General features: G+C 32.0%; 24 protein-coding genes and 1 pseudogene. 16 read left to right on the top strand and 9 right to left on the bottom strand.

What is annotated here, in order from left to right:
- Positions 1-7: 7 nt before the first annotated feature.
- Genes lpdA through ACJDU8_RS06525 form a run of 4 tightly spaced genes read left to right on the top strand, consistent with a single transcriptional unit; the run spans position 8 to position 2454 of the window.
- Positions 8-1378, top strand: coding sequence for a dihydrolipoyl dehydrogenase (gene lpdA, locus ACJDU8_RS06540; protein WP_406791348.1), 1371 nt, complete (start codon positions 8-10; stop codon positions 1376-1378).
- A 52-nt stretch (positions 1379-1430) separates the two neighbouring features.
- Positions 1431-1568: a hypothetical protein gene (locus ACJDU8_RS06535; protein WP_406791347.1), complete on the top strand. Its 138-nt coding sequence runs from the start codon at positions 1431-1433 to the stop codon at positions 1566-1568.
- Positions 1569-1624: 56 nt separating this feature from the next.
- Positions 1625-1984, top strand: a complete 360-nt coding sequence (locus ACJDU8_RS06530; protein WP_406791346.1) for a LexA family protein — start codon at positions 1625-1627, stop codon at positions 1982-1984.
- A 38-nt stretch (positions 1985-2022) separates the two neighbouring features.
- Entirely contained in the window at positions 2023-2454 is a 432-nt protein-coding gene (locus tag ACJDU8_RS06525; protein ID WP_406791345.1) for a GTP pyrophosphokinase, read from the top strand.
- Between the two features lie 11 nt (positions 2455-2465).
- On the opposite strand, the gene clpP is transcribed toward ACJDU8_RS06525, so the two are convergent.
- From clpP to ACJDU8_RS06505, 4 genes are all read right to left on the bottom strand, one after another.
- Positions 2466-3050, bottom strand: coding sequence for an ATP-dependent Clp endopeptidase proteolytic subunit ClpP (gene clpP, locus ACJDU8_RS06520; RefSeq protein WP_406791344.1), 585 nt, complete (start codon positions 3048-3050; stop codon positions 2466-2468).
- A 37-nt stretch (positions 3051-3087) separates the two neighbouring features.
- Positions 3088-3465, bottom strand: a complete 378-nt coding sequence (locus tag ACJDU8_RS06515) for a helix-turn-helix transcriptional regulator (RefSeq protein ID WP_406791343.1) — start codon at positions 3463-3465, stop codon at positions 3088-3090.
- Between the two features lie 185 nt (positions 3466-3650).
- The gene (locus ACJDU8_RS06510; RefSeq protein ID WP_406791342.1) at positions 3651-5237 is read right to left on the bottom strand and encodes a serpin family protein; all 1587 of its coding nucleotides are present in this window, start codon (positions 5235-5237) and stop codon (positions 3651-3653) included.
- A 141-nt stretch (positions 5238-5378) separates the two neighbouring features.
- Positions 5379-6605: a multidrug effflux MFS transporter gene (locus ACJDU8_RS06505; protein ID WP_406791341.1), complete on the bottom strand. Its 1227-nt coding sequence runs from the start codon at positions 6603-6605 to the stop codon at positions 5379-5381.
- Positions 6606-7084: 479 nt separating this feature from the next.
- Between ACJDU8_RS06505 and ACJDU8_RS06500 the strand changes: the two genes are divergently transcribed.
- The 5 genes from ACJDU8_RS06500 to anfO all read left to right on the top strand — a co-directional run bounded on the left by ACJDU8_RS06500 (position 7085) and on the right by anfO (position 11233).
- The gene (locus ACJDU8_RS06500) at positions 7085-7543 is read left to right on the top strand and encodes a GNAT family N-acetyltransferase (RefSeq protein WP_406791340.1); all 459 of its coding nucleotides are present in this window, start codon (positions 7085-7087) and stop codon (positions 7541-7543) included.
- A gap of 189 nt (positions 7544-7732) precedes the next feature.
- Positions 7733-8794: a homocitrate synthase/isopropylmalate synthase family protein gene (locus tag ACJDU8_RS06495; RefSeq protein WP_406791339.1), complete on the top strand. Its 1062-nt coding sequence runs from the start codon at positions 7733-7735 to the stop codon at positions 8792-8794.
- Positions 8795-8937: 143 nt separating this feature from the next.
- Positions 8938-9747, top strand: coding sequence for a beta/alpha barrel domain-containing protein (locus ACJDU8_RS06490; protein WP_406791338.1), 810 nt, complete (start codon positions 8938-8940; stop codon positions 9745-9747).
- A 130-nt stretch (positions 9748-9877) separates the two neighbouring features.
- Positions 9878-10519, top strand: coding sequence for a NifB/NifX family molybdenum-iron cluster-binding protein (locus ACJDU8_RS06485; protein WP_406791337.1), 642 nt, complete (start codon positions 9878-9880; stop codon positions 10517-10519).
- 75 nt (positions 10520-10594) lie between these two features.
- Positions 10595-11233 (top strand): Fe-only nitrogenase accessory protein AnfO, encoded by a 639-nt coding sequence (gene anfO / locus ACJDU8_RS06480; protein WP_406791336.1) that lies wholly within the window; start codon positions 10595-10597, stop codon positions 11231-11233.
- A gap of 103 nt (positions 11234-11336) precedes the next feature.
- On the opposite strand, the gene ACJDU8_RS06475 is transcribed toward anfO, so the two are convergent.
- The 5 genes from ACJDU8_RS06475 to ACJDU8_RS06455 all read right to left on the bottom strand — a co-directional run bounded on the left by ACJDU8_RS06475 (position 11337) and on the right by ACJDU8_RS06455 (position 13910).
- A complete protein-coding gene (locus ACJDU8_RS06475) occupies positions 11337-11708 on the bottom strand; it encodes a P-II family nitrogen regulator (RefSeq protein WP_406791335.1) in 372 nt (123 codons plus the stop codon).
- 17 nt (positions 11709-11725) lie between these two features.
- Complete coding sequence (locus ACJDU8_RS06470) at positions 11726-12052, bottom strand: P-II family nitrogen regulator (RefSeq protein WP_406791334.1); 327 nt, start codon at positions 12050-12052, stop codon at positions 11726-11728.
- 80 nt (positions 12053-12132) lie between these two features.
- Positions 12133-12729, bottom strand: coding sequence for a hypothetical protein (locus ACJDU8_RS06465; protein ID WP_406791333.1), 597 nt, complete (start codon positions 12727-12729; stop codon positions 12133-12135).
- Positions 12719-13582, bottom strand: a complete 864-nt coding sequence (locus tag ACJDU8_RS06460; RefSeq protein WP_406791332.1) for an ImmA/IrrE family metallo-endopeptidase — start codon at positions 13580-13582, stop codon at positions 12719-12721. The genes ACJDU8_RS06465 and ACJDU8_RS06460 overlap by 11 nt, the downstream gene beginning before the upstream one ends.
- Entirely contained in the window at positions 13542-13910 is a 369-nt protein-coding gene (locus ACJDU8_RS06455) for a helix-turn-helix domain-containing protein (RefSeq protein ID WP_406791331.1), read from the bottom strand. Before ACJDU8_RS06455 ends, ACJDU8_RS06460 begins: the two co-directional genes overlap by 41 nt.
- Before the next feature lie 1041 nt (positions 13911-14951).
- On the opposite strand from ACJDU8_RS06455, the pseudogene nifB reads away from it, so the two are divergent.
- The 7 genes and pseudogenes from nifB to ACJDU8_RS06420 form a co-directional block, all read left to right on the top strand.
- A pseudogene (gene nifB, locus ACJDU8_RS06450) lies at positions 14952-16229 on the top strand (nitrogenase cofactor biosynthesis protein NifB); the annotation flags it as partial.
- 181 nt (positions 16230-16410) lie between these two features.
- On the top strand, positions 16411-17238 hold the full coding sequence (gene nifH, locus ACJDU8_RS06445) for a nitrogenase iron protein (protein WP_406791330.1): 828 nt from the start codon (positions 16411-16413) through the stop codon (positions 17236-17238).
- 172 nt (positions 17239-17410) lie between these two features.
- A complete protein-coding gene (vnfD, locus tag ACJDU8_RS06440) occupies positions 17411-18799 on the top strand; it encodes a nitrogenase vanadium-iron protein, alpha chain (protein WP_406791329.1) in 1389 nt (462 codons plus the stop codon).
- A gap of 7 nt (positions 18800-18806) precedes the next feature.
- Positions 18807-19145 (top strand): Fe-only/vanadium nitrogenase subunit delta, encoded by a 339-nt coding sequence (locus ACJDU8_RS06435; RefSeq protein ID WP_406791328.1) that lies wholly within the window; start codon positions 18807-18809, stop codon positions 19143-19145.
- A gap of 23 nt (positions 19146-19168) precedes the next feature.
- Positions 19169-20554, top strand: a complete 1386-nt coding sequence (locus ACJDU8_RS06430; RefSeq protein ID WP_406791327.1) for a nitrogenase component 1 — start codon at positions 19169-19171, stop codon at positions 20552-20554.
- Between the two features lie 112 nt (positions 20555-20666).
- Entirely contained in the window at positions 20667-22193 is a 1527-nt protein-coding gene (locus ACJDU8_RS06425; protein WP_406791326.1) for a nitrogenase component 1, read from the top strand.
- Positions 22178-23518 (top strand): nitrogenase component 1, encoded by a 1341-nt coding sequence (locus ACJDU8_RS06420; protein ID WP_406791325.1) that lies wholly within the window; start codon positions 22178-22180, stop codon positions 23516-23518. Before ACJDU8_RS06425 ends, ACJDU8_RS06420 begins: the two co-directional genes overlap by 16 nt.
- Positions 23519-23522 lie beyond the last annotated feature (4 nt).

Genomic DNA, 23522 nt, shown 5'->3' with positions numbered 1-23522 from the left:
AAAAGGTATGTTTCAGAAATGTGATTTAATTGTAATAGGAGCTGGCCCCGGCGGCAGTACAGCAGCACTTGAGGCGGCAAAGTTTGGGATGAAGACGGCAGTTATTGAAAAAAGTGAATTGGGTGGTACTTGTTTAAATAGGGGCTGTATTCCAATTAAAACTTTATTGCATGCAGCAGATATTTACCGTAAAACAAAAGAAAGTGAAAAGTTTGGAATACAAGTTGAAAAAGTGACAGTTAATATTCCTGCTTTGTTGGAGTACAAAGAAGAAGTAATAAAGAAGCTTTCTGGCGGCATAGAAATGCTGTTTCAAAAAAATAAAATTGATCTTTTTCATGGCACTGGAAAAATTATTGCTTCACACCAGGTAGCTGTTAACCAAAATGGGGAGGAAAAAATTATTGAATCAGAAAGAATTCTTATAGCTTCTGGTTCTGTTACTGCAATTCCTCCTATTCCTGGTATACAGTTGAAAAATGTTGTTACAAGTCATGAACTTTTGAATAAGAAAGATGGATTATATAATCATCTGCTTATCATCGGCGGCGGTGTTATTGGAATGGAATTTGCCGCCCTATATAGTGCTTTTGGATCCAAGGTAACCGTTATTGAAACCATGAACAGGGTACTGCCTGAAATGGACAGGGAAATTGGTACCAATCTGAAGCAGATTTTAAAAAAGCAAGGTGTAGATATTCATACATCCTCTAGTGTGGAAAAACTGGAACAAGCAGAGGAAGGAAAACTCTTATGCACTTATAGTGAAAAGGAAAAATTGCAGCAGGTTGCAGCAGATGGTGTGCTTGTGGCAACTGGAAGAAAGCCTCATATAGAAGGTTTATTTGATGAAGGTTTTACCGTTGAAACACAAAAAGGAAAGATTTTAGTAGATGAATATTATAAGACCAGTTGTCCTTCTGTCTATGCCATTGGTGATGTTATTGGAGGTGTTCAGCTTGCCCACGCAGCTTCTGCTGAAGCACTTTGTGCAGTAATTCAGATGATTGGAAAAGAAGAACCTGTAAATATAAAGGTAATTCCCGGCTGTGTCTATACCAATCCTGAAATTGCTGTAGTAGGTATTACGGGTAGTGAAGCAAAAGAGGCAGGACTTGATGTAATCACTAAAAAATATCCTATGATGGGAAATGGAAAGTCAGTTTTGACAATGCAGGAAAGAGGTTTTATGAAGGTAGTTGCAGACAGGGAAACGGAAAAAATACTCGGAGCACAGCTTATGTGTGCTAGGGCAACGGACATAATTAGCGAATTTACATCAGCTATTGTAAATGGACTGACTCTTTCACAAATGGCTCATGTGATTCATCCTCATCCTACTTTTTCTGAAGGAGTATGGGAACTGGTAAGAGAATAGTTAGTCACAGTAATTGCAAACCCCTATGTTAACGAACATAGGGGTAAGAAAGATGCCTTTAATTTTTTTCTATCATATTAATAATGTTGTATTTTTGAAGCATGATAAGAGATTAACAATTGCATTTGATTTGGATACTCCTGATGAAATAATTGTAAAAGAAGATGGCAGGAGCTACAATATACAGTAGAAAATCTAAGTGCATTTAAAATATACAGCAGTATAGCAGCAGGAATACCTATTTTTATGAATTCACATTGTGAAGATTTATTAAAGCTTCCTGCACATTGGTTTAATAATAGTGAAGAACATTTTGTGCTTAAGGTAAAAGGAGATAGTATGTTAGGAGCAGATATAGATAATGGAGATTTAGTGATTATAAGAAAACAAAATGCTGCAGATAATCGTGATATTGTAGCAGTTGCAGTGGATACAGAAAATGCTACCTTAAAAAGATTTATGAAAATGGGAGATACAGTACTTTTAATACCAGAAAATGAAAAATATGAGCCAATACAGATAATAAGTCATCAGGTCAAGATACTTGGAATAGTTGTAGGAGTTATGAAGAAATGTAGTTTTTCAAAAAATGAAATTGTACAGTAAATTTTCTTTTTAATTACAAGTTAAAGGAGATTTTGCACATGTTAAATAAAGCAATCCAAATAGCAGTTAAAGCTCACGAGGGACAAGTTGATAAGGGAGAAAATCCCTATATTTTACATCCCCTTAGAGTAATGCTTTCCTGTAATAGTGAGATAGAAAGAATATGTGCTGTACTTCATGACGTTGTAGAGGATACTTCTGTGACCCTCGAAGATATAAGAAAAGAGGGATTCCCCGATGAAATTGTAAATGCCTTAGATTGTTTAACCAGACGCAGGGGAGAGAGTTACGAGGATTTTATTGAAAGAGTACTTAAAAATAAAATTGCCTGTAATGTAAAACTTGCTGACCTAAGTGATAATATGGATTTAACTCGCATAAGCAATCCTACAGATAAAGATGAAAAAAGAATAAAAAAATATAGGAAAGCATTTTATAAAATTTCTAAAGCATTAATTGTAATGAAATAGGAGGACATAATTTACTTTAAAAGAATTTTGTCTATTAGTCTATAAGTTACGGCTTCTTCCGCAGACATAAAGTAATCCCTTTCCATATCTTTTTCTATTTTTTCAATGGGTTTTCCGGTTTTTTCACTATATATTTTATTTATTTTCTTCTTAGTTTTTAAAAGCCATTCTGTATGAATTTTTATATCTGTAGCCTGACCCTGAAAACCTCCGTATACTGATGGCTGGTGTATGAGAATTTCACTATTTGGCAGGGCATATCTTTTTCCATGAGCACCCGATGCCAGTAAAAATGACCCCATACTTGCGGCCATACCTACGCATATTGTAGATACATCTGGTTTTATATATTGCATTGTATCATATATTGCCATGCCAGCAGTAATGGAGCCGCCTGGACTATTTATATAAAAATGAATATCACTATCTGGATTATCAGATTCAAGAAACAGCAGTTGTGATACAATTACACCTGCAGTTGCGTCTGTTACTTGATCATTTAACATAATTATTCTATCTTTAAGTAATCTTGAATATATGTCATAGGAACGTTCTCCTGAATTTGTATGTTCAATAACTATTGGTACATAACTCATTAAAATCACCTCTTAAAAGTATTATTTTATCTAATTATTAAGCTGCCATAGAAAGTAAATCTGTAATTTCATTTTTAGGGCTGTTTACATTGAGTTTGGTTTTTCTAAATTGTTTTGGAGGCATTCCATAAATCTTTTTAAAGGCCTTTGTAAAGGATTCTTGAGAGCTAAACTGATATTTTAAAGCTATATCCACAATTTTGTTGTTTGTGTTTAACAGTTCATTTGCTGCTTTTATAAGTCTTTTCCTTCTTATATATTCAGCTACAGGTTCTCCTGCAATAGCGTGAAAGACCCTGTGAAAATGGTATTTTGATAGAAATACTTTATCTGCAAGATCTTTAAGTTCTATTTTGTCATTTAGATTATGTTCAATATATTCAATAGATTTTTTTATACAAGAGTTATAATTCATGTTAAGATACCTGCTTTCTTCAATATTTGTTTATATTATATCTTAACTTTAAATATGATTCCTGTCTTTTTTTGCTCATATGATATACTAGTGTTCTAAGACTTAATATAGTATTAATTCCATATTGTGAAAAATAAAAGATTTATCCCATTACTAAATTGAGATAAATCTTTTTGTTTTATATGTTAATTTGCTGCATCTGTATCTGATGTACCTGGTTTTTCTACCTTTCCCATAAAAGATATAACTCCAGTTTTATTGTCCCTTATGATAAAGAAGAAAGGTTTGTTTGCTTTAAAATAAATTGGATTGTCAGGAAGTGAAGCAGTAGGATTCATAATTACCGCTGTAGCTGCAGCTGCTTCTGTACCCTGTTCATCTACGCTTATGTAGGCTTTGTGCCTTATTTTATTTACGTATAAGGAAGCCTGACTTGTCATAGTATTAGTCGTAAGTTTTGTAAAGTCTGCTTTTTCAGGGTCAAAGGCCTCATTCATTCCTAAGGCTTTTAATGTTTCATTTAAGTCTACATCATAGTACATTTTAAATTTAGGAATTTGCTGAAGTACATAAGTGTCTTTAAAGTTATTTATCCATGCATCAAATTTTTCTTTAGTAATACTTTGGGTAAAATCATTTATGTTTATACCTTCTTTAGGTAAAAATATATCCATTTCCATATTGTCATAATAAGGCAGTGAAATTGCTTGGAAAGTAGGTTCCTCCAGATAATTTACATAAGAAGTATTCTGCATAGTATCTATATTTATTTTATTACCATTAGATAAAGTAAAATATTCTTTTTTTGTATTACTAGTTGAAAATTGATCTTCCCATGTCCCTTTAAAGCACAGAGAATTAATTAAAATAGCTCCGGTATCTTTATCTATGCTGTCTATTATTTTTTGAATTTGACCTCCTGTATGATCGTTAACCCATTTATTTATTTTCACTAAAGTATTTGCATCCTCAAAATCTTCAGAACTTACCTGGGAATCATAATATTTTTCAGCTGTGTTTTTAAAATCACTGTTGAGAGCTATTTGCTTATTTGTCCATATAGAGTTTGCCATTTTCAAGTCAGTGGATTTTAAATTATTGTAATGGTCCAATAGACTGTAATACTGTTTATTAATATCACTATCACTTATATTTTTAAGATCTATGCAATTTAACATTTCCTGTTTTGTTTCTCCAGCTGCTCCATTTTGGGTCATGGCAAGTATGCTGGATATACTTAAAGGAGAAATAATCATGTTTTCGGTTTCATCTTTTGATATTAAATTCTTCATTAAATTAAATGCAAAAGTATTGTTTGCTGTAACTATGGAAGTAGTTTCATCTATGTTTATAGTACCTATATCATTGGTGGTAAATTTCATCTGTATGTCATTCTTTAGTGATTTGCTTGGATCTTTAAATACTGTATTTTTGGAGATATTAAGATAGTATGTTTGTCCCATCTTATAACCTTCTTCTGGAGGAGCTATATAAACATATTTTCCAGAATCGCCTGTGGAAACTTTTACATTCATAGAGCCTCCTTGAGAGTCTGTTACATTTATAAACAAGGAATTTTCATCTATTGGTGTTTTGAATTTTATGGTCCAAGTTTTCATTGTACTTATATTTTCCTTGTCCTGCAATTGAATTATTTGTGATTTTTCGTTTGAGTCTGCACGTACAGCTGGGGTAAAATGGGTATATGTTGTAGTAAATAACATAAGAAGAAAAAGTGGAACAATTTTTTTCCCCTTGCTTTTATTGAGCATATTACATCACTCTCCCTTATTCCTTATAATATTCCATATAATATTATAATAATATGAATAGGCTTTTAAATCAAATCTAAAGTTGTAGATAAATAGCTGTAATAGTCAATTTTCACAAAATCAAAAAGAAAAGCAGATATTTTAAATAATATTGGAGCTGTTTTCTGGAATTTGTCTGTTTAGATATAAGTAAAAAATTAAAAATGCACTAATATCACAAACTAAAATAAGTACAGCCATAGGTACATAAGTGTGACTTCCACCTATACCTACCAGAGGGGAAAGCAACCCGCCAATTAGGTTCATGCCCAGTCCCAGTATAGCAGAGGCACTTCCAGCCCATTTTTTTTGATTTTGCATTGCTAAAGAAAAAGCAGAGGTATTTACTATGCCTACCATTGACACTATAAAGAAAAGTGGAATAGTTACAGCTAATAAGTGTTTTGGTAGAAACAGACTTATAAATAGGGCTGTGCTTCCCAGGGCTGCAATGGATATACCTATTTGAAGCAATAGCTTTTCACCTAATTTATAGGCTAATCTACCAGCTGCTTGAGACATCAATACTATACCAAGACCATTAATTGCAAATACTAAGCTGAATCCCTGGGCAGATAGATGAAACATATTTTGCAGTACAAAAGAAGAACCAGAAATGTAACAAAACATGGCGCCTATAACTAGTCCTTGTACCAGAGCATAGCTGATAAATATTTTATCGCTGACCAGAGATTTAATTATGGTGAATGTGCGTTTGTCTCGATTTTCTTGTGAATGATGAATTATTAATGTTTCTTTAAAATATAAAAAGGTTACTAAAAGTAAAATTGAACCGATAACTCCAAGAACTATAAAAATACCTTTCCAGTTGGTAAATTTTAATACCATGCCTCCAAAAATAGGAGATAAAATAGGAAAAACGCCATTTACTGCCATCAGTAGTGAAAAAAACTTTGTAAGTTCACTGCCGTCATATAAATCTCTGGCAATTGCCCTGGAGATTACTAACCCTGCCGCACCAGATAATCCTTGAATAAATCTTAAAAAAATCAACAACCCAATTGAAGTGACAAAGGAACATAAAAATGATGCAATTGTAAAAATAATTAATCCGGCCATAAGAGGCTTTTTTCTCCCATGTTTGTCACTATAAGGACCTATTATAAGCTGGCCCAATGCAAGTCCTATTAGACAGGTAGTGATGCTCATTTGTGTCAGGGAGGCACTTGTTTGCATTTGTCTTTCAATTAATGGCAAAGACGGCAAATACATATCCATTGAAAGAGGACCGAAAGCACTTAAAGTTCCAAGTAATATAATAAGTGCTGCAGGTGATTTTTTTTCTTCATTTTTTATTTTGTACGTCAACTAGTTCTCCTCCTTGTTAAAACTATCAGTTAAATTTTATATGGTAGAGTTTATAATATTCTATAGGTATAGTTAAGAACATATTTATTATACACGTATATTTGATACCGTGAAAGGAGAATTTAATTGAGTAAACTTTAGTGGAAGTGTTAGCTACTTGATGCTTTCAAATAAAAAGATATATGTAAAAAAATATCATAAACTGTAGCACTATTCAGGATGTAAATATTATATTATTATATACGGTATTATATTTTTGATAAATTAATAAAAAAATATTTAAAAAACTTGACTTTTGATAAAATAGAAAATATAATAATACGAAACAAAGTAAAACGTAATAGAGTTATTATTTGAATTGAAAAATTTTATCTTAGCATATCAATTGAAAATTCAATCGTTGAGCATTCTGATGTAAGACAGGCCTGTAGTGTTATATATGGATAATAATTCTTATAGGGATAGGAGGAATTTTCACTATGAAAATGGATTTAACCATAAGGAGAGCTGACCAGGGGGATATTGAAATGATGACTCAGTTGTTAAAAGTCCTTTTTTCCATTGAGGAAGATTTTAATTTCGATGAGGAAAAGCAGAGGAGAGGGCTTGAAATCATGCTTGAAGACAGGGAGAATCGGTGTGTATTTATAGCGGAGTATAATAGTCAAATTGTGGGGATGGTTTCAGGGCAAGTTTTGATTTCAACTGCTGAAGGAGGCATATCTGTATTGGTAGAAGATTTAATTGTTAAAGAGGTTTACAGGAAACGGAGTATTGGAAAAGAACTCCTTTTTAAAATAGAGGAATGGGCAGCTTTTAAGAAGGCAAAAAGACTGCAGCTTTTAGCGGAAAATGACAACTCCCCTGCGTTAAATTTTTATAGGCATTTAAACTGGAATGATACAGGTCTTATATGTTTAAATAAAAAGGATATATAGACATGTTCATTTGATGAAAGAATGGAAATATAGGAGTATACCTTTTAGTTTTGTGAAGGAAATGCAAGAAGTATACTCAAAAAATGAATTAGAATATATTAAATTCTAACCCTATAGAATCTATTATGACTATAGAATGTCATTATTACTGTCTATTTTAAATGTTAATTAAATAAAGGAGGATGCATTATGTCAGTTATAGTAAAGAAGAATAAAAAAATTATTATAGATAGAACTTTACCGGAAATTATGAAAAGATCAGAAAAGATTGATGAAAATATGATAAAAAATTTTTTGATATTATTAAAGGAAATAGGTGTAGATTTAATAGAGATAAATAAGAGTGCTTTAGATAAAATTAAAAATTTTCCGAGAGATTTAGATTATATATACTATGTAGATGATATTTGTGATATATATTTTTTAAATAAGTGTGAATTTAGATTTAAATATATAGCTGTGGATTATAAAAAAGCTGTTACATTTAATGAGGATATTTTAAATAGACTAAAAAATAAGAAAATAATACTTGAGGCGGACATTAAAATTTTAGATAAATTGTTTTCAGGTGAAGGCAATGAAATTTTTAATAAGTTAAACATAAGCTGTTTGAGAATAAAGGGTATTATAAAATACAATTTATCAGGATGGAGCGGATTGATAGAAAATATAAAAACTCATTTTTCTACAGATGTGGACTTTTGTCCGGATAATAGGTTTTATATGGCAACGGCAATAGGCATGGAAGCTTGTTCAGATGGTGCCGATTTTATAACAGCAGCTTTTAATGGACAAATTTACGGATTTGCATCTCTAGAAGAAATTGTTTTAGGACTTAAAGTAATAAAAAAAGGTGAGGTATCGGGAAATTTAAAGTTAATAGGCGAACTGTCAAAAGTATATACACAGCTGACAGGGGAAAAAGTCTACTGTATGAAAGCTGTAATTGGAGAAGATATCTTTAAATATGAATCTGGTATTCATGTAGATGGAATAGCAAAAAATCCATATACCTATGAACCTTATAATCCCTATGATATTGGAGAAAAGAGGACTATGTATATAGGAAAACACTCAGGAAAAAAAGCGGTAATGCTGCGGCTTAAAGAGCTAAATATGGACTATGAAGGAATTAATGGAAATAATTTTTTAAATAAAATAAGGGAAGTAAGCATTAAATTAAAGAGGAATATTTTTGATGAGGAATTAATTCAAATTTATAATGATTTTAAAAATACCTGTTTGCAATGAGATAGTTTTGTTGTCACATATATAAATGTAAGTTGTCCACTGAGTAAAACTGGCTGTCATCTAGCTGGAAGTTGCAAATTTGAAAAGACCGTGAATTGCACATTGAAAAAAATTGTGCATTGAAAAAGAGGGGGGGATGTAAGATGAATGTTAATATTGTAGATACCACTTTAAGAGATGGAGAACAAAAGGCTTGTGTAGCATTAGGTATAAAAGAAAAAGTAGAAATTGCTAAAATTATAAATGATATGGGTATTACTCAGATAGAAGCGGGGATTCCATCCATGGGGGGAGACGAAAAGATAAGTATTGAAAAAATTGTAAGTCTCAATTTAAACAGCAAGATATCATCCTGGAATAGGATGAACATAGTTGACATAAACCATTCTATAGATTGTGGCGTAGATATAATTCATATATCCATTCCTTCATCAGATCTTCAGATTAAGTCTAAATTAGGAAAAGATAGGAATTGGGTTGTAAATGCTATAAAAAGGTGCGTTGATTACACTTTGGACAAAGGATATGAGGTATCTGTGGGATTGGAAGATGCCAGCAGGGCAGATATAAGTTTTTTAGTTGAATTATGTGAAACTGTTTTTCAAATGGGAGTAAAAAGAGTCAGATATGCAGATACGGTGGGTATTTTATATCCGGGAAAAATTTTTTATCACATAGATAAATTGAGGCAGGAGGTGCCTGTAGAAGTAGAAGTGCACACACATAATGATTTTGGAATGGCACTTGCCAATTCTTTGGGAGCAGTAGAGGCTGGAGCTGCATTTGTAGATTGTACTGTTACGGGTATAGGAGAACGAGCCGGTAATTGCGACTTTGTAAAGTTTGCTAAAGTTTTATATATGCTGGAAGGTAATAAGGTGTCCTGTAGAGATTTTGATGATTTGATGGAAATGGAACAGCAAATTAAAGATATTATAAAATTGTCAGAGTAATTATTGCAGTAATTGGCTAATGATTTCATATCCTTCAAAGTGGGAGATAAGTATTGCTATGCACCTGGATAAGTTCTTCTAATGAACCTAAGAATCACTTGATTTGTATAGAAATAGGAAGGAGATTACTATGGGGATGTACATGGTAAGTTATGATTTAAGTCATCCAGATTACAATAATGAAAAAGTAAAAGAGACTATACAAAGTTATGAAGATTGGTGCCATTATTTGGATATAACTACCTACGTAATAAAAACTTCTGCATCTTATGAAGATATAAGAAATTCTTTGAGTAAATTTTTAATAGGCACTGACAGGCTGGTCATTTGTGAAATTCCTAATCCTAAAGTGTGGGCCACAAATAAAAAGTTAAATTGGAAAAATAAAACCTATGATGCCAGATATAAAAATATTGATAAAAAAGATAATTATAAATTGGCAATTTCAAGTAACACAGGTGAGAATATAGATAAACATTTTGGACATACTGATAGATTTTATATTTATTCCTATGATCAAAATGGTATTAATTTCATAGAAATAAGAAAAGTCTACAGGTACGGTATAGGAGTTGAGGAATGTAATAACCATGATGAAAAAATTTCCCAAATATTAGAGACTGTAGAAGATTGTGATATTGTACTAACTTTAAAAATAGGACCGGAGGCTATAAAGAAACTAGAACAAAAAGGTATTAAAGTAATTCAGATAAATACAACTGTAGATAAAGGAATTGAGAAAGCTTTAGAAGAGATTATAATAATGAATTAAATTGTCAAAATATTATTGTGAAAGGGGGATAGTATACTAAATTTATAAATATATTACAAATTTAGTATAGAGATTATGAATAAAGAAATTGCAGTATTAGAAAATGATAATGGAGAAATAGCTTCTTTTTTAGAACCAGGTATAGTTAAGATATATACTAAGCAAGATAAGGACTGGAAGATAAAAGACGAAATAATTTTTTCAATATACAAAATAACAGATGTGAATTTAATTCGAGAAAGAATTATAAAGATGGTGGAATCTCTAGGACAATGTAAAATTTTTGTAGGAAGAAAAATTGGAGGAATTCCCTACAGCATTTTAGAAAGATTCGGAGTGAATTCCTGGGAAATAACTGGAAGGCCTGGTGAATTTCTAGATCATGTAATTGAAAAGGAGGAGGATGAAGAGAGCAAATCGTTAAAGTCTTCTTCACAATCTAAAGATAAGTGTGTATGTGAACCTGTTAAAATTGGACAAGAAGGACATTATTTTTTAGATCTTATTAAGGTACAACAACAGAATCCAAATATTACTACCAAACAAATATTAGTTCCATTCTTTAAAAAGCAAACCTTTTCTGAATTGGTAATAAACTGCAGTCATGTCCCAAAGTGGTTTGAAAAAGAATTGCATAATTTTAATTTAAAAACGGATGTTCAAATAGAAGAAAAGGGTCGGCTTAAAGTGACTGTCAAATATAAGACGTGTTGAGTCAGGTCTATTTTACATAAGATAATAATTCAATAGAAAAAGGATTTATTAGGTGGTAAAACAACATAATAAATCCTTTTTTTCTTAACAGATAATCTTTATATTATAAAGCCAGTACGCCTGTTTCTGAAGTTCTTATTCTTATAACTTCATTAACGCCTTTTACAAATATTTTTCCATCTCCTGGATTATGGGTTTGGTTTGTGCTGATAATTGTATCTACTACCTCTTGTACATCCTGGTCATCTACTATAATTGTAAACAATCTTTTGGATATGAGTCTGTGTTGTTCAGACAAATTTTCTGCTTCCTGTTTATTTATAGATATTTCACCATTAGACATCTTAAGGTCTACCATTTTTTTACCACGTCCAAGAACTTTTCTACAGGTAAAACAAGGGAAGCCTGCTTTTTTCAAATTAGCTGCAGTTTTATTCACCATATTCATTCTAATAATAGCATTAATTTCTTTCATAGTACCATCTCCTTTATTTACAGTTCTTTAGAGCCTGTACTTATTGTGTAAGCTTCGTCTACAGGTGCTGTGAAAATTTTACCATCTCCAAATGCTCCTTCTTCTCCAGTTTTTGCGGTGTGTATTATAATATCTATTACCTCATTTTTGTCATTGTCATCTATAACAATCATGAGCATTTCTTTAGGAATTTCATCATAATGTATGGAACCAACTTGAAGCCCCTGCTGTTTGCCTCTTCCTACAACATCATATTTTGTAACAGCCGGGAAACCTGCACTTGAAAGTGCTGATAAAACTGCCTCTACTTTTTCTGGTCTTATAATAGCTTTAATCATTAACATAAAATTTCCTCCTAACAAAAGTTATTTATTTTATGAACGTTCTTAATTTGAACGTTATTATCTTTAATATTTAAGAATATCTAAATCTTCCATATGTCATCAAAGCATCTTTTTCTGTTTTTAATATTTCCTTTACTGCAGGTATAACAAAAAATTTTTTTGGCCTCCCGTCTTGTAATATCACACTCTGGGTTATGTCTTACCCAGTGAATAATATTTTTTAATCTAAACATATTGATGTCATTTATTCCTGTATTTAAAAGTCTTTTAATTATTGGTTTAAGTCCGCCTTCGTCAGACATAAATATAGTTATACTTAATGCTTTTGCAATGGCTAGTGAATATACTTCACCTAAATGGCCGTGTCTTTTACAGAGATTTTCAAGTCCTATATACTCCTCACATAAAATTTTAAATGAATCCTTATATACGCTATATCCAATTTTATCAAGTATATTCTTTGGATATAATATCTCTAATTTTTTCATAGCTATTAATTGTTCTAGCTGCTCTCGTTTTGTGAGAATTTCTTCTTTATAAACATATTCATGTATGTAAGCTTTATCTGTTATATTATCAATGATTTTTACGAAAGCATTTATATCTTCAAATTGTACTAACTTATAATAAATATCAGCATCTAAAATTAAACAGCTATATTTTCCGTTATAAGTCATAAGGTATCTCTTCTTCTAACTCATCTTCTGAAAGATATTTAGGTGATTTTTTTTTCACACCAAGTTTTTCAGGTGTCAAATCAAATAATTTTAATACATACTTTAATTTATCATAAGTTCTTACGGTCATCTCATAAGAATTAATTGCTAAATCTATGAAGTTAGAGAAGCTTTTAATTCTTGTCATTTCATTGTTTCTAGAACACAAACCAAGCCTATTTTGTAATTGAAATATGGAATTATTACAACTAATATTAATTAGCTCTTTATATTTTTCATAGGATATTTTACCTATACAATATAATTTTAGTACCATAGGTTTATAAGGAAATAAAAATATATCCATTAACCTTATAATATCTTCTACAGTTATAGAATCTAGTTTAGTTACTTTCATTTTTAGGAGTTGTGATTCTAAAATAGTATCCTTTACTAATAACTCAGATGCAAAATAATTTGCTAGTACTTCATTTTTATTTGTGTATTCTATACTATCAAAAATATAATTAAATATTTTGTCCTCTGCAAGAAGCTCTTCCTGATCTCCGGCAATACCAATAATATGTGCAAATTCATGAGCTGCTGCAAATATTTGTTTTTCATAGGGCATGCAGGTATTTATGAAGATAATATTTTCTTTGAAATGATTGTTGTCTATATTAATATAAAAAGCACACACATTATCCTTGATGGGATAATAAAGTACCTTACCTACTGATTCTAATAGCTTAAACATATCATCTTTTATTATAGGATTAATGACGTGATTTTCTTTTTCTAATATATTAATTTTGGATTTGATACTTTTGATGTCATTTTCCAGAAGTGCTTTTTTTAGATAATCTGAATTCATGTAAATCTTCCTCCATATTTATATATTCTTCAATTATAAAATATATAAGTTTAAAATTATCTTTATTATAAAAGCTGTTAATGAAATTTTCAGACAAATTATCTTCGCAGTAAATTTTTTTCTCTTCCCTTAAAAGCCTTTCTGGATCTACATCTAAATTACTGGCAATTTTAGCTATTTCAACAGCATTTAGTGCCTTTTTACCTTGTACAATTTGTTTAAATACTTCATCTGAAACTCCAATCTTATGGGCAAACATAGATTGAGTCCAATTTTTTTTGTTAAGTTCAATTAAAATGCTATTTCCGATTACTTGAAAGAAATTCATTGCTAGCACCTCACCATTATTTTTGACTTTCAGATGATATATTTTCTATATTAAATATTAGTTTTTGATTAAACATAATAATTTGGTATTAAAAATAATATTAAATATTATAAATAGCTATTTACAATATATTTTATATTGTTTCGTATTATTATATTTTTTATTTTCATAAAAGTCAAGTTATTGGAATGGATTTTCATTTAATTGAGATGAGCTTTTATTATAGAATTCTCAAATAATATACTAAATCGTTTGCAAATGTAATAAATAATTAACTATTTATCAATAAATTATAGATTTTTTGATAAATAATCAAAATGCTATTGCAATTTATGAAACATTACATTACAATATTAACAATATAATAATATAATGTTTTATACAAATTCAAATAAATTCGTATAAGAATATTATGCGGTATTATTATTACTAAAAACTAAAAGAGGGGATGTATAAATAAAAAGAATAGAATTTCAGATAATTATCAAAATATCAATTTTGATACCGTGATTTTAACATATCATTATTATTTGTATATTTATTTTAATAAAACGCCAATAAAACTATTGCCTTTTTATAAAATATGTGGTATATTTTCATATAAATTACTATACTAAACCGTACTAAAATTTTTTATAAAAATATAAGGAACTTGATGTTAAATCAATATCTTATTAATTGGATAGTTATATTGGTAATTAATTTAGAAACACGAGAAAATAATTGCAATGAGTTGTGAATAACTTAGATAGGTTAACATTAATAATAGGAGTATACCTCTTAGTTTTGTGAAGGAAATGCCAAGAGATATACTTAAAAAATGAGTTAGAATATGCCAAATTCTAACCATATATAATGCGATTATACCATAAAAGAGCACCAGGTTCAATATAGTTTTTAAACTACAATTGGTAATTTGAAGCAAATGTAAAAAATTTTAAACGAAAAGCTAATAAGGAGATGATTGAGTTGAAAAATAAAAATTTAAGGGCTATAGATTATAATCCATGTGAAATCTATGTTCCAATTGACAGGGCTATGAAATCAAATGTACATCCCTGTTTTGGAGATAACGCTCATAAATTTGCCAGAATGCATATACCTGTGGCTCCCAAATGTAATATAAGCTGTAATTACTGCAGTAGGAAATATGATTGTGCAAATGAAAGTAGACCTGGAGTTACAAGTGAAATTTTAAGTCCCGAAGAAGCTCTTGAAAAATTTAAAATAGTTAAAAATAATATGAAAAATCTGACTGTTGTAGGCATAGCAGGGCCTGGAGATGCACTGGCAAATTTTCAAGAGGTAAGAAGATCTTTAATGCTTATAAGGGAAGAGTCCCCTGAAACTATATTTTGTTTATCAACCAATGGTCTTATGCTTCCACTTTATGCAAATGAGCTCATAAAACTTGGAGTATCTCATGTTACAGTAACTATAAATGCTGTAGATAAAAAAATAGGAGCTAAAATATATAAAGAAGTTAACTATCTAGGTCATAAATATGTAGGGGAAGAAGGGGCGGAAATACTTTTAGATAATCAGCTTAAAGGCCTTAGATATTTGTCTTCCAATGGAGTGATATGTAAAGTAAATATAGTTATGCTTAAAGGAATAAATGATAAGCATATAAAAGAAGTTGTTAAAGAAGTTAAAGAATGCGGGGCATATATGACAAACATAATGCAGATGATACCAGTTCCAGGAAGTGGATTTGAACATTTGCCTCTGGTTTCAAATATAGAGTTAAATGAAATGAGAAGAGAATGTGAAGTTGATATAAAGCAAATGTACCACTGCAGACAGTGCAGGGCAGATGCAATAGGTACCTTATCCCAAGATCGTTCTATAGATTTCAGAAATGCGGGATGTGGCATCTGTGAAAGTAAGTACTCTGTTAAAGCAGAAAGACATAACGTTGAAAGAAGCATATCTAGAGGCAAAAAGTATAAATTTGCAATTTCCTCCAAATCAGGCATCAATATAGATCAACATTTCGGACATGCTACTGAATTCTATATTTACTCATATGATTCGGGTACTATAAAATTTTTGGAGAAAAGAGATGTAAATAAATATTGTACGGGGATTGAAGCCTGTGATGAACATGATGATAAAATTTCAAGAATAATTAAAACCATAAGAGACTGTGATGCAGTACTTATACTCAGAATTGGACTTGATCCAAAAGAGAAATTGGAAATAGAGGGAATTAAAGTTATAGAGATGTATGATCCTATAAATGAAGGTATTCTCCGAGCTGTTAAGGAGTTTGAGCAAGAAATTGACTGTCAGTTATCTTCTGTTATTGGCAAATAACAGATGTAACTATAAATTATTACCCATTTAATTAAATAAAGGAGGTGATGCTTGTAGCTGGAAGTGAAAATCAATATAAAGCTTAGTTATTTTAATTTGTTTATTTTATTAAAAAATAATCAATTATAGATATTATTTTTTAATATTTTAATATTTTTATAATTTAAAGGGGGAAGAAAAAATGACAAGAAAAATAGCATTTTATGGTAAAGGTGGAATAGGTAAATCAACTACACAACAAAATACAGCTGCAGCACTGGCTCATTTCTACGATAAAAAAGTTTTCATTCATGGGTGTGATCCAAAGGCAGACTGTACACGTCTTATACTTGGAGAAATGACTCAGAGTACAATAATGGATACGCTTAGAGAAGAAGGGGAAGATTCCATAACAGAAGATAATGTTATTAAAACAGGATTTAAAGGCATTCGCTGTGTTGAATCTGGAGGACCTGAACCTGGTGTAGGCTGTGCAGGAAGAGGTGTTATAACCTCAATTAATTTGATGGAGGAGCTTGGAGCCTATACTCCTGATCTTGACTTTGTGCATTTTGATGTTTTAGGTGACGTTGTATGCGGGGGATTCGCAATGCCTATTCGTGAAGGAAAAGCACAGGAAGTATATATTGTTGCATCTGGAGAAATGATGGCAATATATGCTGCAAATAACATCTGTCGAGGCATACTGAAATATGCTGATCAAGGTGGGGTTAGATTAGGCGGCATTATATGTAACAGCCGTATGGTTGATAATGAATTACAACTTATGGAGGAATTTACCAGTGCCATAGGCACTCAACTGATTCATTTTATGCCTAGGGATAATATAGTTCAAAAAGCAGAGTTTAATAAACAGACAGTAGTTGAATATGATCCTGATTGCAATCAAGCAAAGGAATATGGAGAATTAGCACGTAAAATTATAGAAAATAAAAATTTTGTTGTACCTAAGCCTTTAAAGATTCCTGATTTAGAACAAATGGTTATTAAATATGGTTTATTAGATTAATTTAAAATTCTATGTATGCTCAAAACTTGTTAGATGTGTAAATGTGTCTAATTGTGGTAAACGCCTCCTCTTTTGTTGATTGTTTTGGCATACATCAATTAAAGATGTGGACAGAGTGGAGGTAGGTTACTTCAAAAATTGTAATTTTTAGAAATTAAGGAGGTATATAAAAATGCCATTAAAGTTATTTAAATGTGATGAAACTATTCCAGAGCGAAAAAAACATTGTTATGTAAAACAGCCTGGAGAAGATACCACAATGTTTTTACCTGATGCAAATGTAAATACTATTCCAGGAACGCTTTCTGAAAGAGGCTGCAGCTTTTGTGGAGCAAAGCTTGTTATAGGTGGTGTTCTCAAAGATACAATTCAGATAATTCACGGTCCTGTGGGATGTGCATATAATACGTGGCATACAAAGCGCTATCCAAGTGACAATGATAATTTTCAGCTTAAACATGCATGGTCAACAGATGTTAAAGAAAGGCATGTTGTATTTGGTGGTGAAAAAGTACTAAAGCAAAGTATGCTGGAGGCTTTTGCTGAATTTCCAGATATAAAAAGAATGATAGTTTACACTACCTGTGCTACCGCATTAATTGGGGATGACCCGAAAGCAGTTGCAAGAGAAGTACAAAAAGAATTAGGGGATGTAGATATATTTTGTTCCGAATGTGCGGGATTTGCAGGAGTTAGCCAGTCTAAAGGACATCATGTATTCAATATTAGCTGGATGAATGAAAAGGTGGGGACTGTTGAACCTGAAATCAAAAGTCCATATACCATAAATCTTATTGGAGATTATAATATTCAGGGAGACAGCTTCGTTTTAAGCAGATATCTTGACAGGATGGGCATCCAGGTGATAGCTCATTTTACGGGTAATGGTACCTATGATTCCCTAAGGGCCATGCACAAAGCCAAACTAAATGTAGTAAACTGTGCCAGGTCTGCAGGATATATAGCTAATGAATTAAAAAAGACATATAATATTCCACGTGTTGATATTGATTCATGGGGCTTTGATTATACTGCAGAAGGACTGAGGAAAATAGGCACATTCTTTGGAATAGAGGATAAAGTAGAAGAGTTAATTTCTGAAGAATATGCAAAATGGAAGCCAAAACTTGACTGGTACAAAGAAAAATTAAAAGGTAAAAAAGCTTGCATATGGACAGGTGGACCAAGATTATGGCACTGGACAAAATCTCTTGAAGATGACTTAGGTGTTGAAGTTGTGGCAATGTCTTCAAAATTTGGACATCAGGAAGATTTTGAAAAAGTAATTGCAAGGGGAAGGACAGGGGCAATTTATTTAGATGATGCTAATGAATTGGAATTCTTTGAGGTTTTGGATGAAGTTAAGCCGGACTTAATATTTACTGGTCCTAGAGTTGGTGACTTGGTTAAAAAACTGCATATACCATATATTAATGGACACGCATATCACAATGGACCTTACATGGGATTTGAAGGTTTTGTAAATTTGGCAAGAGATGTATATAATGCTACCAGGTCTCCACTTTGGAATCTTGCTGGAGAAGATATAAGAGAGGTGTAGGATATTTATGAAAAATAGAGTGGAAGAATTATTTTCATTTATTCAAGAACGCTATTTGTGGCAATTTTATTCTCGTTCCTGGGATAGAGAACAGAATATAAAAGGGATCTTAGATGCTACATTTGAAATTTTAACAGGCAAACAAGTAAAAAATGACACATTAATGGATAAGTATTTCTATACTGAGGCAAAGGCATTTTCGGAAGTTATAAAAAAGAAGTTTCCATGGTTTTTAGAACTTGACGAAGCACAAAAAAAATCTGTAATTAATGACCTCCAGGCAAAATTGTTAGATGTAGTTGTAACAAAGTCATTAAATGCCGAATTAAAAAATCCAAATTACTAATAAATTAGAATAGAGGTGATAGTATGTCCTTAAAGATAAAAGAAAAAGAACGTGCGGGAATAGTAAATCCAATATATAATTGTCAGCCTTGTGGTGCAGAGTTTGCATCTATCGGATTAAAGGATTGTATACCTTTAGTACATGGTGGACAAGGCTGCTCGATGTTTGTCAGGTTGTTATTTGCACAACATTTTAAAGAAAATTTTGAAATGGCGTCATCTTCCATACATGAACATGCAGCTGTTTTCGGTGGAAAGAAAAATGCTGAAGAAGGAATTCAGGTGCTTGTAGACAGGTATCCAGATTTAAGAATAATTCCTGTTGTTACTACTTGTTCAACTGAGACCATAGGTGATGATATTGAAGGCATAGTAGAAATTATGAATAGGAAACTTAAAAAATCACATCCTGACAGAAAAGTTACCCTTGTTCCAGTTCATACTCCAAGTTATAGTGGAAGCCATGTTCAAGGTTATAATGTAGCTGTAAAGGCATTTGTTAATGTTCTGGCAAAAAAAGGGGAACCCAATGACAAATTGAATATTATAACCGGTTGGTTAAATCCCGGTGATGTAGCTGAAATTAAGCATATATTAAAAGAAATGGATGTGAAAGGAAACATACTTATAGATACAGAAACATTTATGGCACCAATTATGCCGGATAAATCCAGTTTTGCATATGGAAATACAACAGTAGAGGATATAGAAGATTCTGCTAACTCTATTGGCACTATAGCTTTATGTAAATACGAAGGTGGTGCTGCAGCCCAGCTGCTTGAAAGAAAATTTAAAGTTCCTGCAGTAATTGAAGATATACCTATAGGAATAAAAAATACAGATAAGTTTTTGAAAAATATCAGTAAACTAACAGGGAAACCAATACCGGAATCATTAGTTAAAGAACGTGGGCTGGCCATTGATACTATGGTAAATCTTGCACATATGTTCTTTGCAAATAAAAAAGTTGCGATTTATGGTGATCCTGATTTAGTTATAGGACTTGCACAATTTTGCTTAGAGTGTGAATTAGAGCCTGTACTTCTTTTGCTGGGGGATGATAACAAGGCTTATCAAAAGGATCCTAGATTAACTGAAATAGAGGAAAATGCAAATTGTGATATAGAAGTGATATGGAATTCCGATTTGTGGGAATTAGAGCGCAGATTGAAGGATAAATCAATAGAGGTAGATTTGATTATGGGACATTCTAAAGGCAGGTTTATGGCAATAGATTATAAAATTCCTATGGTTAGAGTGGGATTCCCAACTTTTGATAGGTCGGGTTTATGGAGACAGCCTGTTATTGGATACAAAGGTGCTATGCTGCTGGCTGACATGATTGCTAACACCATGTTTGCTGATATGGAAAACAAGCATGATAGGGAATGGATTTTAAATACATGGTAGTTCATAATCAATAAACTAATAATTTTAAGTATATTGCCCATTTGACTAACAATCAATTAGTTATTAATGGGCAATATGCTCAATTAATTCAGTTTTCAGGGGGTGCATTTTATTGAATAGTATAAATGATAGTATTGTTTTTCATGGTAAATTGAGTAGATTATACCGTCTAGCTAAAGAAGGCAAAATTAAAACTAATCTGCAGGGCAGTCATACCCGTCCGTGTAAATTTTGGACAGCTACAAAAATTTTAAGTGGTATAAGAAATTCCATTGTTATTGCCCATGGCCCCAGCGGATGTGCCTATGGAGTTAAGCAATCATATAAGTTAACCAACAGTAGAAATAGTGGTGCCCCTTATGAGGCAGTAGTTAGTACCAATATGGATGAAAAATATGTAATATACGGAGGAGAGAGAGGGTTAAAAGGGGCCATTAAAGAAGTAGATGACAAATATCATCCAGATGTAATTTTTATTGCTACTAGTTGTGCAACTGGAATTATCGGGGATAATGTGGATGCTGTGGCAGATAAAATAAAGAATGAGATAAATGCCAAAATAATGCCTATACATTGTGAAGGATTTGCAGGAGAATACAGGAGTGGATTTGATCTGGTATTTAAACAAATTGTAAGATTTATGGACCCTCCTACTGAAGAAGAAAAAGCTAGGTTAGCACATTCTGTAAATATTGTAGGGGGTAAAATGGGACCTGAAAGAACAGAAGTGGATACAGATGTAAAGGAACTGGTAAGATTGATAAAGGGAATGGGTGCAGAAGTTAATTCAGTTATTGCAGGTAATTGTACTTTAGAGGAAATTAAAAGGGCACCTAGTGTTGCTGTAAATTGTACTCTTTGTCTGGATTTAGGCTATGCCATAGGAAATGCTATGTTAGAAGAATATGGAACTCCATTGAATTCTACAATATTGCCTTATGGTATTAGTGCCACTAAAAAATGGTTAAAAGGTGCAGCTAAAAAATTAGGAATGGAAAAAGAAGCTGAAGATTTAATAGAAAGAGAATATAATGAAATAAAAGATGAATTTGAGGAAGCTAAAAAATTTCTTCAAGGGAAACTGGCTATTGTTGAGGGACATGATGCTATTAAATCATTATCCATTGCACATATGCTTGAACGTGATCTTGGAATGCGTCCAGTTATATTTAATTTTCATCCCTGGAGTACAGAAGCAAGGGAAACCAGTATAGATTATTTATTAGAAACTGGATTGGATCCTGAGGTCTTAATTACAAAAGGTACTATTGCTTTTGGTAAATATGAATCCATGAAGCAGACGGAAGAGGAATTGCTGGCTTTTCTTGGGGGACTCAGTGAGGATTCAGCTGTTTATTTTGGCTCTTCTCTCAGCTTTCCAACCATACCTTTGGTGGATTTAAATGCTATACTAAATCGTCCGAGATTTGGATTTAGAGGGGCACTTAAGGTAGCTAAATGCGTTAAAACGGCACTGGAATATTCTTTTAGGCCAAGGAGTTCATTATCTAAAAGAATGGTTTTTCCTGAAAAGTCAGGTCTTGCATCTATCCAATCATTAACACCTAAGCTAGGTCAAGATATGCCTGATTGTACAGTATATGCACATAGGAGGAGAGGCAAATGTATGATGAGTTAAAATTCCGTAATTGTGAGCACAGCAAGGATCCGGTTTTAGGATGTGCTCTTGAAGGTGTTGCCAGCGTAATAGCAGGAATAGAGGATGTGAGTATTGTTATTCATTCACCACAAGGTTGTGCAGCAACAGTGGCAAATGCATATGATTTACATGAGATAGATTTTACCAGGAGAAAAATAGGCTGCACCCGTTTATTTGAAACAGATGTTATTATGGGAGCTTCGGAGAAACTTAAGCAGCTTATAAAAGATGCGGATAATACCTTTAATACTAAAACTATGTTTGTGGTGGGTACTTGTGCTGCGGATATAATAGGTGAAGATATAGAAGGGATATGTAAAAGTATGCAGTCTAAGGTAAAGGCAAGACTTATACCTATAGTTGCAGGGGGATTTAGAGGCAACAGTTATGATGGACAGGATATAGCGCTAAATGCCATTATACCTCTTATAAAGAAAAGTGAAAAGAAATACAGAAATAGTGTAAATATTATATCACCGCAGGCAAATTTAAATCCTACATGGTGGGAAGATCTAAATTGGGTAATTAAAACTTTAAATTCATTAGGGATAAATGTTCAGGCAGTTCTTCCACATAATACTTCCATGGAAGAAATTGAAAATTCAGCTTCAGCTTCAGCTAATATACTTTTAAGCCATGATGCAGGTTATCAGTTTGCAAAAAAAATGGAGAAGATACATCATATACCTTTAATTCTTTCTGATATTCCACTGCCTATTGGCACAGAAAATACTGCTAGGTGGCTTAGAGCAATAGGTATGTACTTTGGAGTTGAAGACAAAGTGGAACAAATAATTAAAGAAGGAGAAGAAAAAGTAATAAGTTTACTGAGAAAGAGGGCACTTATGATAATCCCACGTTATCGTAACTGCAGGATTGCCATATGTGCAGATGCTACTATGGGAATTGGTCTTGTGAGAATGTTATTTAAGGAATTAGAAATGATTCCTGAAGTTATAATGATAAAATCTCATAGGGAAGAAGCAAAAAAAGTACTCAACTGGGAGCTAAGCACCCTGGGTATTTCACCCAAGGTAGCATTTTCTGTGGATGGATATCAGATTAAAAAAGGTTTAAGTGACTTTCATGTTGATACAGTTATTGGCTCTGCCTGGGAAAAATATATGGCAGAAGAAATAGGAATAAAAGTTGCCTTTGATGTTTTAAATCCCACAAATAGAGATATATATGTGGATAGGGCATATTTTGGATATGATGGTATGCTTAATATACTGGAGATCATGGGCAATGATTGGGAAAGGGCATACCGTTCAAAGGAAATTAGCTGGGCACAATATGGATAATTTT

The sequence above is a fragment of the Candidatus Clostridium eludens genome, from assembly GCF_045310515.1.
In the GTDB taxonomy this organism is placed as follows: domain Bacteria; phylum Bacillota; class Clostridia; order Clostridiales; family Clostridiaceae; genus Clostridium_B; species Clostridium_B eludens.
This window is presented reverse-complemented; position numbering and strand designations above follow the sequence as displayed.

What these genes read in the sequence shown, in the direction of transcription:
- lpdA (WP_406791348.1), top strand. Translation starts at nt 8, where the DNA reads ATGTTTCAGAAATGTGATTTAATTGTAATAGGAGCTGGCCCCGGCGGC.
- ACJDU8_RS06535 (WP_406791347.1), top strand. Translation starts at nt 1,431, where the DNA reads ATGCCTTTAATTTTTTTCTATCATATTAATAATGTTGTATTTTTGAAG.
- ACJDU8_RS06530 (WP_406791346.1), top strand. Translation starts at nt 1,625, where the DNA reads ATGAATTCACATTGTGAAGATTTATTAAAGCTTCCTGCACATTGGTTT.
- ACJDU8_RS06525 (WP_406791345.1), top strand. Translation starts at nt 2,023, where the DNA reads ATGTTAAATAAAGCAATCCAAATAGCAGTTAAAGCTCACGAGGGACAA.
- clpP (WP_406791344.1), bottom strand. Translation starts at nt 3,050, where the DNA reads ATGAGTTATGTACCAATAGTTATTGAACATACAAATTCAGGAGAACGT.
- ACJDU8_RS06515 (WP_406791343.1), bottom strand. Translation starts at nt 3,465, where the DNA reads ATGAATTATAACTCTTGTATAAAAAAATCTATTGAATATATTGAACAT.
- ACJDU8_RS06510 (WP_406791342.1), bottom strand. Translation starts at nt 5,237, where the DNA reads ATGCTCAATAAAAGCAAGGGGAAAAAAATTGTTCCACTTTTTCTTCTT.
- ACJDU8_RS06500 (WP_406791340.1), top strand. Translation starts at nt 7,085, where the DNA reads ATGAAAATGGATTTAACCATAAGGAGAGCTGACCAGGGGGATATTGAA.
- ACJDU8_RS06495 (WP_406791339.1), top strand. Translation starts at nt 7,733, where the DNA reads ATGTCAGTTATAGTAAAGAAGAATAAAAAAATTATTATAGATAGAACT.
- ACJDU8_RS06490 (WP_406791338.1), top strand. Translation starts at nt 8,938, where the DNA reads ATGAATGTTAATATTGTAGATACCACTTTAAGAGATGGAGAACAAAAG.
- ACJDU8_RS06485 (WP_406791337.1), top strand. Translation starts at nt 9,878, where the DNA reads ATGGGGATGTACATGGTAAGTTATGATTTAAGTCATCCAGATTACAAT.
- anfO (WP_406791336.1), top strand. Translation starts at nt 10,595, where the DNA reads ATGAATAAAGAAATTGCAGTATTAGAAAATGATAATGGAGAAATAGCT.
- ACJDU8_RS06475 (WP_406791335.1), bottom strand. Translation starts at nt 11,708, where the DNA reads ATGAAAGAAATTAATGCTATTATTAGAATGAATATGGTGAATAAAACT.
- ACJDU8_RS06470 (WP_406791334.1), bottom strand. Translation starts at nt 12,052, where the DNA reads ATGTTAATGATTAAAGCTATTATAAGACCAGAAAAAGTAGAGGCAGTT.
- ACJDU8_RS06465 (WP_406791333.1), bottom strand. Translation starts at nt 12,729, where the DNA reads ATGACTTATAACGGAAAATATAGCTGTTTAATTTTAGATGCTGATATT.
- ACJDU8_RS06460 (WP_406791332.1), bottom strand. Translation starts at nt 13,582, where the DNA reads ATGAATTCAGATTATCTAAAAAAAGCACTTCTGGAAAATGACATCAAA.
- ACJDU8_RS06455 (WP_406791331.1), bottom strand. Translation starts at nt 13,910, where the DNA reads ATGAATTTCTTTCAAGTAATCGGAAATAGCATTTTAATTGAACTTAAC.
- nifH (WP_406791330.1), top strand. Translation starts at nt 16,411, where the DNA reads ATGACAAGAAAAATAGCATTTTATGGTAAAGGTGGAATAGGTAAATCA.
- vnfD (WP_406791329.1), top strand. Translation starts at nt 17,411, where the DNA reads ATGCCATTAAAGTTATTTAAATGTGATGAAACTATTCCAGAGCGAAAA.
- ACJDU8_RS06435 (WP_406791328.1), top strand. Translation starts at nt 18,807, where the DNA reads ATGAAAAATAGAGTGGAAGAATTATTTTCATTTATTCAAGAACGCTAT.
- ACJDU8_RS06430 (WP_406791327.1), top strand. Translation starts at nt 19,169, where the DNA reads ATGTCCTTAAAGATAAAAGAAAAAGAACGTGCGGGAATAGTAAATCCA.
- ACJDU8_RS06420 (WP_406791325.1), top strand. Translation starts at nt 22,178, where the DNA reads ATGTATGATGAGTTAAAATTCCGTAATTGTGAGCACAGCAAGGATCCG.